The sequence below is a fragment of the Sphingobium sp. Ant17 genome (assembly GCF_000588875.1).
Taxonomy (GTDB): domain Bacteria; phylum Pseudomonadota; class Alphaproteobacteria; order Sphingomonadales; family Sphingomonadaceae; genus Sphingobium.
This window is the reverse complement of record NZ_JEMV01000031.1, coordinates 44,210-58,912: the sequence shown is the minus strand read 5'-3', so window position 1 is coordinate 58,912 and position 14,703 is coordinate 44,210. Positions and strand designations below refer to the sequence as shown.

Genomic DNA, 14,703 nt, shown 5'->3' with positions numbered 1-14,703 from the left:
CGCCGCCAGCGTCGCGGCGGGTCGAGCGGCAAGGTCACCGACCGTCCGCAGGCCCGCCCGGCGCAGCGCGACCGCGCTTTCCTCCTCCAGCCGCAGCGCCTCCACCGGCAGGCGGCGGATTGTTGCCGCTTCGTCCGGCGCAGGCGGGACAGGGAAGCGGGCAAGCGCGTGAGCCGCCTCAGGACTGGCGGCGATCGCGTGGCGCACCCGCATGCCGTAGCGCTCCAGCCGGTCGGCCGCATCGCGCGCCAGTGCTTCTTCCCCACCCCATAGATGGTCACACCCGCTGATATCGAGCATCAGCCCATCGGGACCATCGAGTGCGGCATTGGGGGTATAACGCCCGCAGCCATCGCACAGCCGTTCGAGCCAGTCCTGGTCGGCATGGGGCTGGGCGTCGAACACGCGCAGGTCCGGCTCGCGCGCGCGCGCGTCGGCCAGGGTCATGGCCGGCAGCAAGCCGATCGCCAGCCCGTCGGCATCGACGCTCGCCAGCCGCATTGCGCCGCGCACGGGTTCGACGATGACCGCCGGGCCATTGCCGCCCGCCGCCCATTGGTCAGGCCGCGCGACCCGCAGCCGGTCCAACGCCAGGAAGGGGAAATGCAGCGCCAGATAGCGGCGTGTCACGGCTGTCGTCATCGTCATGGCGTTCATCAGCCGCGTCTCCAAATTTACCCTTGTGGCTGTCCCAGCTTAGTCGCCACATCATGCCATCCGGCCCTGCCCGGCGACGCAGCAGGGTGACGTCGAAGGCGCTTTGGCCCGGTGCCTGGCCCGGCAGCGGGACGGAGGGCGCCGCCGCCACGCGCCAGCGCGTTTCGGCCGCGCTGGGCATCGGATCACCGCCGATCCGCAGCAGCAGCGCGGTCACGCCCGATGTTTCCGCCGCCAGCGCCAGTCGGCGGCTGGCGGTCAGGTCGAGCAAGGACGCAGGGCCGCGCAAATCGATCAACAACGCACCCAGGGCCGGGCAGCGCAGCGCATCCACCGCAGCGCGCAGCAGCATCGCGTCGTCGGCCATCATGCCGATGAGCAACCGTTGCGGGTCAAGTCCCAGCGCCGCCAGACCCGGCCCATAGGGCGCACCCGCCACCCGTATAGCGGCGGCGCTACGCAGCCATAGTAACGGCGCGTCGCCGCCTGCTTGCCGTGCCCAGAGCAGGGCCAGCCCGGCGGCGGCACCTTCCTCTTCGACGCTGGCGAAAATCTCATGCACCCGCCCCTGCGCAAGCCCCCGCCCAGCGCGGCATCCATCACCGCCGGGCCACAGGTAAAGCGCGGCGAGGCTTCGGCCGCTGGTGCGCGGTCCAGCGTGGCGATATGCCGCTTGAGCGCGGCGAGACTGTGAATCGACTCGGCCATTCCACTTGTTCCCTTTATGTTCTTTTTCGGGGCAAGCGCTGTGTCTGTCAATGTGGGAGCGATAGGTGGAGTGGAAATGGGGCGGCGGCCACGCCGCCCCGCTGGACTTATGATTCGGCTTCGACCTGCGTGACGCTGATCGATTGGGCGTTCATCTGACCGCCGCCGAAGATGGTCATGAAGCGATGTCGGTGGCGTCGCGCCCGACGGCGATACGGACCATGGTTTCAACCGGCGCAAGACCCGTCGAATCGACCAGATGCCAGGCTCCATCAAGCCAGACCTCGACCACGGCATGAAAGTCCGGCGGTTCAAGGCCGAGGGCATAGACCGACACCAGCCGCGCGGGAATATCGCGCGAGCGAATGAGGGCGGCGGTCAGATGAGCGAAGTCGCGGCAGACGCCCTGCTGTGCGACGAAGGTGTCGGCGGCGGTGGTGGTGGCGTCGGAGCTACCGGAGACATAGACCAGATTCTCGTTCACCCATTGGACCAGCGCCTGCACCAATGCGCCGCCCTCCAGGTCGGGAAAATGGCCGCAGACGAAGCTGACGAACCGGTCCGCCTCGCAATAGCGGCTCGGCCAGATGAAGGGCAGCACCTCTTCGGGCAGGCTGGGCAATGGACTTTTATTAAGGGCGGCGAGGTCCACGGTCGGGCGCTCCACCTCAACAGTCGCGCGGAAGGTGCTGACCATCCGGCCGGTGCCGGTGCGGGTCCAGGTGCGACGACCAACGCCGCTGCCCCCGACCTTGTTGGTCAAGGGACCGGCATTCTGAATGATATGGGACTGTTCGACGATGCGCTGGTCGGGCATCGCGGCGGCCTCCACCGCCAGGAGCACGTCGGTTGGCTGGGCGAAATCATAGTCCAGTATCGCTTCGATCGCGACGCGCATGGGATGCCTTTCTGTCAGGGAATATGCGCCAAACGCGCGGATAAGGAGTCCGGGCCCGCATGCTCCAAAAGCAGCATCGCGAACCCGCAGGCACAAGGCAAGGGTGATGGTGGCAGGCGCTTAACTTCGCACTTTTCCCGCACATTTCGACATATTCTTGCGCCCGGCTGATCCTATCGGAAAGAAGAACCCACCCACCGGGAGCGCCACGGTAAAAGGCCCGCCCCACCACGGGACGGGCCTTTTCAGTGCGTGAAGCAAAAGCGCGAGCGAGCCAGGCCATATCGTCCAGCTGATCCGGCCGGACGACGAGGGCAGCCTTTATTCGTCGTCGTCATCCGCTTCGGGTCCGGTCATCAGGGCTTCGGCCACCGCTTCGGTCTTGCCGCGGATCGCCTTTTCCAGCTTGTCAGCCAGTTCGGGATTGCCCTTGAGGAAGGTCTTGGAATTTTCGCGACCCTGGCCGATGCGGATCGAATCGTAGGAGAACCAGGCACCCGATTTCTCGACAATGCCGGCCTTAACGCCCAGATCCAGAATCTCGCCGATCTTGGAGATGCCTTCGCCATACATGATGTCGAATTCGACCTGTTTGAAGGGCGGTGCGACCTTGTTCTTGACCACTTTCACGCGCGTTGCGTTGCCGACGATATCGTCGCGATCCTTGATCTGGCCAGTGCGACGAATGTCGAGACGGACCGAGGCATAGAATTTGAGCGCATTGCCGCCGGTCGTGGTTTCCGGGTTGCCGTACATCACGCCGATCTTCATCCGCACCTGGTTGATGAAGATGACCATGCATTTGGAGCGCGAGATCGAGCCGGTCAGCTTGCGCAGCGCCTGGCTCATCAGCCGCGCCTGCAGGCCGACATGGCTGTCGCCCATCTCACCCTCGATCTCTGCACGCGGCACCAGCGCCGCGACCGAATCGATCACCAGAATGTCGATAGCGTTGGAGCGCACCAGCGTATCGACGATTTCGAGCGCCTGCTCACCCGTGTCGGGCTGCGACACGATCAGTTCATCGATGTTGACGCCGAGCTTCTTGGCATAGCCTGGATCAAGGGCATGTTCGGCGTCGACAAACGCCGCCGTTCCGCCGATCTTCTGGGCTTCGGCGATGGCGTGCAGCGCCAGCGTGGTCTTGCCCGAACTTTCCGGCCCGTAAATCTCGATGATCCGCCCCTTGGGCAGACCGCCAATGCCAAGCGCAATGTCGAGACCAAGCGAGCCAGTCGAGATCGCCTCGATCTCCAGCTTCTCGCGCGACCCCAGCTTCATCGCGCTGCCCTTGCCGAAGGCGCGGTCGATCTGCGCCAGCGCCGCGTCCAATGCTTTCTGTCTGTCCATAGTCCCGTTCTTCTTGGAATCGATGAGGGATAGCATTGCGGTCATCAGCCAATCTCCTGTCAAGCGGAGCCGCCGACTCGGTCGGCGTCTTGGCCATGATGTATCTGGTTTGTTCTATAAGAACAAGTGGAGAACGGAAATTTCCTATTCCCCGCTCAGAATCTTGCCCAAAGCGCGCTCGACCGCGCCGATGGTGAAGGGCTTGGCGAGCGTTGGCCGATCCGCATGGGTCGGCGGCAGGTCGTCAGCCATCCCGCCCGTCGCGAAGACGAAAGGTATAGCCTGCTGCGCCAACAGGTCAGCGACCGGCCAGCTTTTTTCGCCATGGAGATTGCAATCGACCAGGGCCGCATCGAATCCGCCTTCGCGCGCATGGGCGCAGGCTTCGTCAACGCTGGCGGCCACTGCATGCAACCGATACCCTAATGCGTCGAGATAATCTTCCAGCATCATCCCGATCATCGCTTCATCCTCGACGATCAAAATGCTCTTGCCTTCAGTCATGCGTGGCCGTCCCCTGTTTTCGATACTCGTCCGCTACCGTATCGTTGACAGCTTGCCCAGCATAATTGCCTCAATCGACGCAAGCTCAATCGGTTGGCGGATTGCCCCCCATCGCATCGCGGGCGGCTTCCGCCAACTGGCTGACCGAGAAGGGCTTGGGCAGGAAGGCCACGTTGGGGATATCGATCGATTTGCGCAACTGCTCCTCGGCATAGCCCGACATGAACAGTACCGGCAGGTCAGGTCGGGCATGCCGTGCGCGCGCGACCATCGACGGGCCGTCCATATTGGGCATCACTACGTCCGAAATAAGCAGGTCGATCTGATCGGACGTCGCGAGCACTTCGAGCCCCTGTTCCCCATCATTGGCAGTCAGCACGGTATAGCCCTGCCGTGTCAGCGCGCGCTCGGCGACGGCGCGCACCATATCCTCATCCTCCACCAACAGGATCGTGCCAGTGCCCCATGTCTCGGTACGCTTGACCGGCGCTTTCACCGGCGCAACGATCTGCGCATCGGCCCCGGCATAGACCGGCAGATAAATGACGAAGCTCGCCCCACGTCCGAGGTCAGATTCGGCGAAGATATAGCCGCCCGATTGTTTGACGATGCCATAGACGGTGGAGAGGCCGAGGCCTGTGCCCTTGCCCAGTTCCTTGGTGGTAAAGAAGGGCTCGAAAATCTTGGCCAAGATATCGGGCGGGATGCCAAGGCCCGTATCCGACACGCGCAGCGCGCTATAGTCGCCCGCAGGCAGGATCTGCTGGCGCATCTCGCGCACCTTGATCGCGGGCACGGCATAGGTCTGGATGTTGAGCGTGCCGCCTTCGGGCATGGCATCACGCGCGTTGACGGCCAGGTTGACGATCACCTGCTCCATCTGGCCGGGATCGGCGCGGACGGCGCCAAGATTACGGCCGTGATTGACCTCCAGCTTCACATTTTCGCCGAGCAGGCGTTTGAGCAGGTTGGACACGTCGGCGACGATATCGGGCAATTGCAGGATTTGCGGCCGTAACGTCTGCTGGCGCGAGAAGGCGAGCAATTGCCGGGTCAGGCCCGCCGCCCGGTTGCTGTTCGACTTGATCTGCTGAAGGTCGTCATAATCGCTGTCGCCCGGCGCATGGCGCATCAGCATCAGGTCGCAATGGCCGATGATGGCGGTCAGGATATTGTTGAAATCATGCGCGACGCCGCCCGCCAACTGGCCGATCGCCTGCATCTTGGTCGCCTGCGCCACCTGCCGCTTGAGCTTGCTCTCCTCGCTATTGTCCTTGAGGCTGAGCAGCACCGCCGCTTCGCCCAAGCCGCGCACGCCCGCCAGGCTGAGCGCCACCGGTTCGTCGGGCTGGTCGCGCATCCGCACCGCGATGTCGCCCGACATTTGCGGGCCGACGGCAAAGCGCCGCACCGCATCGGCGACCGCCGCCTGATCTTCCCGCACCACCAGATCGCCGGGATAGCTGGGCGTTTCGCCGGGCTTTAGGCCCACCACCCGCGCAAAGGCATTATTGACGAACAGCACCCGTCCGTCGCGATCCGCCATGGCGAGGCCGAACGGCAGCAGCGACAACAGCGTTTCGATATAGGACAGCGCCGAGGTGCCGCCGCCGCCGGCCGGTTCGTCGATCAGCAGCAGCAGCATCGGGCCGTCCTGCGCTGAACCCTGCGCGCCATTGGCCTGGATCGCGCGCTTCAACGGCACCTGCAGCAGACGGAGCGGCAGCCCGCCCTGTTCCTCGCGCGCCAGAAACAGCCGCGCCTTGTCATCGACCCGCATGTGCGTGGCAAAATCGCGGCCGATGATATTGGCGTCGATGCGCCCTGCCGCGCGAAGCAGGAAGGCACCATTGGCAGCGCGAATGCGCCCTTCGCCGCCGATCATGACCGCCATCACGCCCGCTTCACCCAATTGGCGGCCCGCTTCGCCGGACAGCAGGCGATGGACATCGTCCAGCGCGCTTGGCTGGCGGACCGGGGTGAAGCGCCAGAGCAGATAATCCTCCGCACGGCCGGTGCGGGCAATGTCAATGTCGAGCCGGAGCGCGCCCTGCGTCGCCACTCCCTCGACTCGGGCATCGCCATCGCGCCAGGCAGCGCGCGCAGCGAGCGACAGGCTTTCGGTTAACGCCGCTTCGCCGGTGACGCCGGGCGGGGTGGGGTAGCCGGGGAACCATTGCCCGAACAAGTCGCTGGCGCACACCAACCGGCCCGCGCGATCCGTGACGGCGATCGCCATGCTGGAAGCGTCGGCCGCCGCGCGCGCCACGGTCCAGTCAGGCGTTGCTTCGCCAGCCACCACATGCGCCGGATAGAGGCGGCGCGCCCAGGCCATCAGCGCGGCGATGACGAGCAGGGTCGCAGCGAACCCGGCCGCCAGCGCGGCATGCCCGATCGCATAGAAAACCAGCGCGGCCGAGAGGGAGGCCGCCAGCAGCAACAGCGGCAGCGCGAGACGCGAGGATGGCTGCGTCAGCCACGCTTCTCCATCCTTGTTCAGTCTTGCGGCCATGGTCGGCCTTCCCCCTGCGCCACACTTGGCCCCGTGCCGCGCTGGTTCAAACCGGCGCGATTTCTTCCTTTGCGCTGCTTTCGTGGACCTTGCCAATCCTCAATTTGCGCGCCTGCCATTTGCGCCCCATGCGATGACGCCAGAACCGGTCGGCCACGACATAGCCGACGATCGCGGCGACAACGGAAATGATCGCCAGCCCCAGCAGCATCGCAGGCGCAGCCTCCGACACCAGCCAGGCGGTCCATTGACCAATCGTCGCATGGTCATCGACCAGCGTCATGAAGCCCGAAGCATCGGCGCTGCGCCCCAGCATCCAATTGCCGATATAGACCGACAGCCACAGGATGAGCGGCGTCGTCGCCGGATTGGACAGGAAGGTCATGGCGGCCGCAACCGGGATATTGGCGCGAAACGGCAGCGCCAGCAGCGCTGCCCCGGCAATCTGGATGCCGGGGATCAGCAGGAAGATTCCGACCAGCAGGCCGAGTGCTACCCCGCGCGGCACCGAACGGCGGGTGAAGCGCCATAGCGAGGGTTCCAGCACCCGGTGCGCGACCGGGGCCAGAAACTTGTTATGCTCCAGCGACTCGCGGGTCGGGGCATTGGCATGCCACCAGCGGCTGAAGCGATTGTCCATCAGCCCCTGTCCCGCATGATGCGCTGCTGATCGCGCTTCCAGTCGCGTTCCTTGATGGTGTCGCGCTTGTCATGGTCCTTCTTGCCCTTGGCCAGCGCCAGTTCGATCTTGGCGCGGCCCTGGCTGTTGAAATAGACCATCAATGGCACCAGCGTCATGCCCTGGCGGGACACGGCGCTGTGCATCTTGTGAATCTCACGCTCGTGCAGCAGCAGCTTGCGGGGGCGCTTGGGTTCGTGGTTTTCGCGGTTGCCATGGCTATATTCGGGGATGTTGCTGTTGACGAGGAACACCTGATTGCCCTTCACCTCGGCATAGCTTTCCGCGATCGACCCTTCGCCACCGCGCAGCGCCTTCACCTCGGTGCCCTGCAGGGCGATGCCCGCTTCGAACACATCCTCGATAAAATAATCGAACCGTGCGCGCCGGTTTTCGGCGACGATCTTCTTCTTGTCGAACGTGACGGGACGCGGGCGGGCCATAAATTAATCTAACACCAAATATCTAAACTGCCGTTCGTGCTGAGTAGGGGCTGAGCGAAGGCGAAGCTCCGTATCGAAGCATTGGCACGCCACTCAGTCCTTCGATACGGCATTTCGACAAGCTCAATGCCTACTCAGGACGAACGGAAGATGGGGTATGCACGGGCAATAACCAAATCCTTAAACCAGTCCCGCAATCTCCAGCGCGCGATCGACCGCCGACCGGCTCGATTCCGACGGCCAGGTGATCGGCAGGCGGACGTCGCCAGGCATGTCGGGCCGAATACGTGTAAGCGCATATTTGACCGGGCCAGGTGAAGAATCGCTGAACAGAGCATCATGCAAGGGATAGAGACGATCCTGCAACGCCAAGGCACCATCCCAATCATGCGCGGCGCAAGCCGCCTGGAAATCGGCGCACAGGCGCGGCGCGACATTGGCGGTCACCGAGATGCACCCCTTGCCGCCCATGGCGTTGAAGCCCAGCGCGGTTTCGTCATTACCCGACAATTGGCAGAAATCCGGGCGGCAGGCGAGCCGCTGCGCGGTCACCCGCCCCAGATTGCCGGTGGCATCCTTGATCCCCACGATCGTCTGAAATTCTTCGGACAAACGATGGATCACCGGCACACCGATGTCGGTGATGGTGCGGCTGGGGACATTATACAGCACGATCGGCAGCGCGCAGCGTTCGGCGAGATAGGCGAAATGCTGATAGACGCCATCCTGATTGGGCTTGTTATAGTAGGGCGCGACCACCAGCGCGGCATCGGCCCCCGCCCCCTGCGCGGCATACATATGGTCGAGTGCGATGCGCGTGTCGTTGGAGCCGCAGCCCGCGATCACCGGCACGCGCCCGGCCGCCTGATCGACGCAGATCGCGATGACGCGATTATGCTCTTCGACCGTCATGGTTGCACTTTCGCCGGTGGTGCCGCAGGGTACGAGCGCGCTCGATCCTTCCGCAATCTGCCAGTCGACCAGCGCCCGAAACGCCCCCTCATCCACCCGTCCATCGCGAAACGGGGTCACCAGAGCCGGAATTGAGCCGGAAAACATGATTTAACTCCTTCAATTCTCCGGGCGGCCGGGGCATGATCAGGCAAGCGGCGCGCTATAGCGCGTCATTCAGGGCCTGATAAGGATGCAATTGCGATTATGTCCAGCATGTCGACGTCCCCTCCTGTCGAAAGTACCCTGATTCGCATGCCCCTTATTGCCCTTTTGCTGTTCACCGCCGGTGCCAGCGCCCAGACCGAGGGACAGCCCTCTGCGCCGTCCCCATTCCCACCCGGCGCGGTGGTCCAGCCGCTCCCCAAGGCCGACAGCGGCCCCAGCCCCTGGAACCAGGTCGCCGGCCGCGTCGGTCAGCCGAGCGACGGGGCCATCACCGCAACGATCAGCCAGTGGCGCGCGCTCCAGCAGAGCGATGGCCTGGGCTTTTCCACCTATGCCAGTTTCATCACCACCAATCCCGGCTGGCCGGGCGAGGACCGGATGCGGCGGCTCGCTGAAACCGGGATCAATCCCGACAGCTATGATCCGCGGCAGGTGACCGCCTTCTTCGCGCGCTTCCCGGCGCGCACGGCGATCGGCCACGCCCGCAATGCCACCGCGCTGATGCAGGTCGGCCGGATGGACGAGGCGCGGATCGCGGCGCGCAATGCCTGGATCGGTGGATCGCTCAGCGCCGCCGACGAAGCGCGGCTGCTGTCCCTGTTCGGCACTGGCCTGACCGCAGCCGACCATGATCTGCGCGCCGACAAGTTGCTCTGGGGCAATGATGTCAGCGGCGCGGAGCGGATATTGGCCTATGTCAGCCCCGCCCGCCGTCCGGTCTATCAGGTGCGCATCGCTTTTCGCCGCAAGAGCAGCGACGCGGCCATGCTCATGCAGGCGGCCGAAGCGGTTGGCGCCAGTGATGCTGGGTTTGTCGCCGATAAGGCCGCATGGCTGCGCGACACCGGCAACTGGGTTGCGGCGCGCCAATATCTGGCGAACCGCACGTCCCTCACCTACCGTCCGACCGATGCCGAGAAATTCTATGAAGTGCTGTTGGGTCAGGCGCGCGCGGCGGCCAATGACAGCCAGTGGAGCTTTGCCTATGGCATCGCCAGCAAGATCGACGACGCAGTGCCGCCCGGCATTGATGTGAGCGATCAGCCGCTGGGCGTGCGCGACGACTATACCAGCCTGGCCTGGCTGGCGGGCACGACGGCCTTCTACAATCTCAATCGCCCCGCCGACGCGATGACGATGTTCCGCCGCTATGCCGACGCCGCCAAGTCGCCCCAGACCAAGTCGAAAGGCTATTATTGGGCCGGGCGCGCCGCGCTGCAGGCAGGCGACGCTGCCACTGCCAACAGCTATTTCGGCCAGGCAGGCATCTATCCCGATCAGTTTTACGGGCAATTGTCGCTTGAACGGCTGGGCCGTCCGATCCCGCCTCCGCCAGCCGCCGAACGGCCGGTGCAGATATCCGCCGCCGACCGCGCCGCTTTCGACTCCCGCTCGGTCGTTCGCGCGGTCAAGGCGCTGGGACAGATGGGCTATTGGCAGGACCAGGGTGTCTTCGCCCGCGCCATCGCCAACAGCGCCGACACTGACGTCGATCATATTCTGGCCGGGCAACTCGCACAGAATATCGGTCGCCCCGACATGAGCGTCATGGTCGGGCGTCGCGCCGTATCGAGCGGCCTGACCGGCTATGGGGCCACCGCTTTCCCGCGTGTGCCCGTACCAGCGCAGGCGCAGCATAGCTGGACCATGATCCATGCGATCGCCCGGCAGGAAAGCCAGTTCGACAAGCAGATCGTCAGCCATGCGGGCGCCGCGGCCTGATGCAGTTGATGCCCGGCACGGCGCGCGAACAGGCCGGCAAGATGGGCATGGGCTACAACCCCGCCTCACTCAACGACCCCAGCTATAATATCATGCTGGGATCGGGCTATTTTCAGCGGATGCTCAGCTATTATGGCGGTGCCTATCCGCTGGCCGTGGCAGCCTATAATGCCGGGCCGGGCAATGTGAACAAATGGATCCGCGCCAATGGCGATCCGCGCCTGCCCGGTGCCGACATGCTCCGCTGGATCGAGCAGATCCCCATTTTCGAGACCCGCAACTATGTGCAACGGGTGCTGGAAAATGCGGTGGTCTATGAAGCGATGAACCCGGAGCGGGCACGATTCCGGGGGACCAGCGCGGTATTGAGCCGCTATCTGGGCAAACAGACGCCGGGCTGACATCCCGTCTTGTCACTCGTCATCCCGAATTGATCCGGGATGACGAGGACGATGGGCGAGGCTAGGATGGCGGCATGACCATCCCCTATCCCAACTATATCTCGCCTGAAGGCTTTGCGAAATTACGTGCCGAATATGACCATCTGCTGGGCGTCGAGCGTCCGGCGGTGGTCGAGGTGGTGAGTTGGGCGGCGGGCAATGGCGACCGGTCCGAAAATGGCGACTATCTGTATGGCCGCAAGCGGATGCGTGAGATTGACGGGCAGTTAAAGCGCCTGTCGAAGAAGATGAAGGACGCCAAGGTCGTCGATGCCCGGCAGCAGCCCGACCAGAGCCGCGTCTATTTCGGCGCGACCGTCACCATCGCCGACGAGGATGACGCGCACCGCACCATCACGTTGGTCGGCAATGACGAAACCGACGTCGATGCAGGCCGCATCGGCTGGTCCTCCCCCATTGCCCGCGCCCTACGCGGTGCCGCCATAGGCGACCTGCGCCGCGTCGTGCTGCCCTCGGGCGAGAAGGAATATGAAGTGATGGCGATCCGCTATCCGGGGTGACGACGTTCATCCCCCGGCCGATATGCGGATGCCCCCTATTCGTGCGGGCGCAGCGATCTGTTGAGGCTTTCCAGCACTTCGGCGATCGGTTCTGTCACCGTCACGCTACGGCCTTCGCCGAAGCGGATGCGGGTGCCGTCATTGACCGACGAGACAAAGGTGACCTGTGACGCATTGACGGCCGTTTCAGTGCGGTCCGTACCCACGAACATGACGAGCATGGCTTCCTCTCCTTTTTTATGGAGCCACAGCCTATCGCGATTTTTGCCCCGCGCCAGAGGCTTTATGCGGTGCCCCCGTTCAGCGCGTCACGCCGCACGGATTTCCGCGATGAAACCGCCCGCCCGCGCCTCCAACCGGTGCGCTTCGTCCGCCAGCCGGCGGGCCACCGCACGCATTTCCTGTGCGCCCTGCGCTGTCGCCAATGCATTGTCGCTGATCGCCTGGGCACCAGCCCGTATATGATCGCTGGACGATCCCGCTTCGGCCACGCTGTCGGCGATCGTCCGGCTGAATACGCCCTGCCGCGCCATTGCGTCGAACAAGGCGGTGGACAATCCGCTGGCGCGAGTCATGGCATCGTCGATAGTGGCGTGGCCCGCCGCAACCTCTCCCACTGCCGCACGGATATGGTCTATCCGCTCGCCAATGCCTGCCGCTGCCGCACGCGTTTGCGTCGCCAGCGATTTCACTTCGCGCGCGACCACGGCAAAGCCCTGCCCCGCCTCGCCCGCGCGCGCCGCCTCTATGCCCGCATTAAGCGCCAACATCGCGGTGGCGCCGGCAATCGCGTCAATCAATGCGACCACCTCGCCAATGCCGTCGGCTTCATCTCGCAATGCCGTGCTCTGCACCAGGCCGGAGCGGCTGCGCACCGCTGCCTCGCGCATGGCGGCCCCCGCATCGCGCGCTTCAGCCTCCATGGCGGCGAACAACTGACCCAGTTCGACGCCCCCGCTTTGCAGCGCGGCGAGCCGATCGGCGGTCTGCACCGCCGCCACCGCCATCGCCGCCGAATCGGCGCGGTCGCCGGTCGCCCGATCGGAGACCTGCGCGGCCAGTACCGACAATTGTTCGGCCATGGCCACCATATCGGCAATCAAAGCACCGATATCCTCGCGAAAGCCCGCACTTTCCCGTGATATTCGCTCGACCCGTTCGGTGCGCGCCAGTGCAATCCGGGCATCGCGCTCTGCCGTCAGACGCAGCAGCAACGGCCCGCCCAGCACGCCGGCATAGCGCCCGCCCTCGACCAGGATCAGCCCTTCGCACCCGCTGCCCTGCGCGGCATAAAGATCGACCATGCGCTCCACGTCGGCGCTGCGTTCGACCGTGGCGCAGGGTCGGACATGATCGTCCAGTCGTCCGCCGAAACTGGGATTGCGCAGCAGCGCATGACCGAAGGGATTGAACAGGATGCGCCGCATGTCGCGTTCGTAAATCGCACCCACCGGCCGATCGACATCGTCCAGCACCGGCAGCAGCCGCAGACCGGAATCGTCCTGAAAACAATCCACGGCCTCGCTGAGCGGACGGCCCAGCCTTATGATAGGACTGGTATCAGACAAAGGGAAGCGAACGGCAAGCATGTGCGCGTGTTAACCGCCAATGGTAAACAGGGGGTTAGGGAATTATGACAATAATGTTACAAACCCTTGTATTTGCAGCCTTTTACCATGATTATGCCGGGCGATAGCCAAAGGCTTGTTCCGCCAGCGTCACGACCGCCGGATCCGCGCCGGAAAGTCCATCGGCACGAGTTGCTCCAGCCGCTCAGCGACATAGGTCAATGCCGCGATCCGTCCGGTCTTGCGATGATTATTGTCGATGACGTGCCACGGGGCATGTTTGGTATCGGTCTTCTTGAACATCGCGTGCATCGCGTCGAGATAGTCGTCCCGCCGTGCGCGGTTCCGGTAGTCGTCCGCGCCGGTCTTCCACCGCTTCCATGGCGTATCGAGCCGCTGCGCCAGTTGTTCATCCTGTGTTTCCTGGGTGATGTGGACGAACAATTTGACGATGTTCATGCCCGCATCGGTCTGCTGCTTTTCGAACGCATTGATCTCGTCATAGCCGCGCTTCCAGTCGGCCTTCTTGGCGAAGCCCTCAACCCGTTCGACCAGCACCCGGCCATACCAGCTACGGTCGAAGATCGCGATATTGCCGCTGGCGGGTAACCGGGTCCAGAAGCGCCAGAGGAAATGATGATCGCGCTCGACTTCGTTGGGCGCGGCAATGGGATGGACCTGATAGAAGCGCGGATCCCAGTCGGCCGATAGCCGCTTGATGATCCCGCCCTTGCCCGCCGCGTCCCAGCCCTCCAGCAGGATCACGCTGCGCCGTTTGTGCAGGATGTGCGCGACCTGGATCTTGGCGAGCCGCTCCTGCAAGGCGGCGAGCGTCGCATCATAGTCGCCATCGAATTTCGGCGCGGATTCATAGTCGGTCAGGGTAATGGTCATGCGGCCATCATGACGCTGCATGGGCAAGCTGTCGAGGCTCAACCCCGGCGCAGCAGCCTGATGACGCCGAGCGCCATGATCGCCGACAGCGCATAGCTGGCCAGCAACTGGCTGGTCCAATGCCCGCCCATCGTCACCCGCGCCGCCCAGCCTGCGACCATCCAGCCGATGGCGATCCAGCCGATCGCCCGCACCACGCCGCGCCGATCCGCCAGCGCGACGATCGCCAGCAGGCCGATCGTCGCGCCGGTGACCAAGCCATAGGTCGAGGGCAGGCCGGAGGAAGGACTAGGCTTGGCAACTGCAACTAACGCGGCCAGCGGACGGGGCGAATGGAGGTAGAAGCGCAGCAGGCCGTCGGCCGCGATCGCCAGGGCAAAGCTGATCGGCGCGGCGAGCGCCATGCGCGCGCCGTGCAGGATGTGGAGCAGGATGGCGACCGCCAGCGTCATCGCCCACATCCATGGCTCGGTCGCGCTCTTGGTGATGATATTGGCCCAGCCGGGCTGATGCCCGAACAGCGCCTGCAAGCCGCGCGTCAGCAGCGCGTCACCCGGAACCGGCTCCTGCATCACCCAGTTGAGCAGGCCCAGCAATAGGCCGATCGCGCAGAGGGGGAGCAGCGGGCGGCGGATCATGGTCGTGCGGGTCTTCATGCAGCGCACCTAGACACAGAGCATGACAAAGC

The 14,703-nt window shown here is 64.3% G+C and carries 11 protein-coding genes and 4 pseudogenes; 2 read left to right on the top strand and 13 right to left on the bottom strand.

Going from position 1 to position 14,703, the window contains the following annotated elements; genetic code table 11:
* From BF95_RS14750 to dapA, 9 genes and pseudogenes are all read right to left on the bottom strand, one after another.
* On the bottom strand, window positions 1-657 hold a 657-nt coding region (locus tag BF95_RS14750), incomplete at its 3' end, for a Y-family DNA polymerase (RefSeq protein WP_443018372.1).
* A pseudogene (locus BF95_RS14745) lies at window positions 560-1,365 on the bottom strand (ImuA family protein). The gene BF95_RS14750 and the pseudogene BF95_RS14745, both read right to left, overlap by 98 nt.
* Window positions 1,366-1,472: 107 nt before the next feature.
* Window positions 1,473-2,263: pseudogene (locus tag BF95_RS14740) on the bottom strand (transglutaminase-like domain-containing protein).
* Window positions 2,264-2,584: 321 nt separating this feature from the next.
* On the bottom strand, window positions 2,585-3,658 hold the full coding sequence (gene recA / locus BF95_RS14735; protein WP_043152158.1) for a recombinase RecA: 1,074 nt from the start codon (window positions 3,656-3,658) through the stop codon (window positions 2,585-2,587).
* 99 nt (window positions 3,659-3,757) lie between these two features.
* Window positions 3,758-4,117: a response regulator gene (locus BF95_RS14730; RefSeq protein ID WP_043152156.1), complete on the bottom strand. Its 360-nt coding sequence runs from the start codon at window positions 4,115-4,117 to the stop codon at window positions 3,758-3,760.
* An 85-nt stretch (window positions 4,118-4,202) separates the two neighbouring features.
* Window positions 4,203-6,629 carry a response regulator gene (locus tag BF95_RS14725; protein WP_051520036.1) on the bottom strand — a complete coding sequence of 809 codons (2,427 nt, stop codon included), beginning with the start codon at window positions 6,627-6,629 and terminating at the stop codon, window positions 4,203-4,205.
* A gap of 46 nt (window positions 6,630-6,675) precedes the next feature.
* The gene (locus tag BF95_RS14720; RefSeq protein ID WP_043152155.1) at window positions 6,676-7,269 is read right to left on the bottom strand and encodes a DUF2062 domain-containing protein; all 594 of its coding nucleotides are present in this window, start codon (window positions 7,267-7,269) and stop codon (window positions 6,676-6,678) included.
* Window positions 7,269-7,751 carry an SsrA-binding protein SmpB gene (gene smpB / locus BF95_RS14715; RefSeq protein ID WP_043152154.1) on the bottom strand — a complete coding sequence of 161 codons (483 nt, stop codon included), beginning with the start codon at window positions 7,749-7,751 and terminating at the stop codon, window positions 7,269-7,271. The genes BF95_RS14720 and smpB overlap by 1 nt, the downstream gene beginning before the upstream one ends.
* Before the next feature lie 180 nt (window positions 7,752-7,931).
* A complete protein-coding gene (dapA, locus tag BF95_RS14710) occupies window positions 7,932-8,810 on the bottom strand; it encodes a 4-hydroxy-tetrahydrodipicolinate synthase (protein ID WP_043152153.1) in 879 nt (292 codons plus the stop codon).
* 99 nt (window positions 8,811-8,909) lie between these two features.
* On the opposite strand from dapA, the pseudogene BF95_RS14705 reads away from it, so the two are divergent.
* Both BF95_RS14705 and greB read left to right on the top strand, forming a co-directional pair.
* Window positions 8,910-10,993, top strand: a pseudogene (locus BF95_RS14705) (transglycosylase SLT domain-containing protein).
* Between the two features lie 74 nt (window positions 10,994-11,067).
* Complete coding sequence (greB, locus tag BF95_RS14700; protein WP_043152152.1) at window positions 11,068-11,553, top strand: transcription elongation factor GreB; 486 nt, start codon at window positions 11,068-11,070, stop codon at window positions 11,551-11,553.
* A 35-nt stretch (window positions 11,554-11,588) separates the two neighbouring features.
* On the opposite strand, the gene BF95_RS14695 is transcribed toward greB, so the two are convergent.
* From BF95_RS14695 to BF95_RS14680, 4 genes and pseudogenes are all read right to left on the bottom strand, one after another.
* Entirely contained in the window at window positions 11,589-11,774 is a 186-nt protein-coding gene (locus BF95_RS14695) for a hypothetical protein (RefSeq protein ID WP_043152151.1), read from the bottom strand.
* Window positions 11,775-11,861: 87 nt separating this feature from the next.
* Window positions 11,862-13,142 carry a methyl-accepting chemotaxis protein gene (locus BF95_RS14690; RefSeq protein WP_043152150.1) on the bottom strand — a complete coding sequence of 427 codons (1,281 nt, stop codon included), beginning with the start codon at window positions 13,140-13,142 and terminating at the stop codon, window positions 11,862-11,864.
* Between the two features lie 91 nt (window positions 13,143-13,233).
* Window positions 13,234-14,015: pseudogene (locus BF95_RS14685) on the bottom strand (polyphosphate kinase 2 family protein).
* A 38-nt stretch (window positions 14,016-14,053) separates the two neighbouring features.
* Window positions 14,054-14,671: a phosphatase PAP2 family protein gene (locus tag BF95_RS14680; protein ID WP_043152148.1), complete on the bottom strand. Its 618-nt coding sequence runs from the start codon at window positions 14,669-14,671 to the stop codon at window positions 14,054-14,056.
* Between the last annotated feature and the right edge of the window lie 32 nt (window positions 14,672-14,703).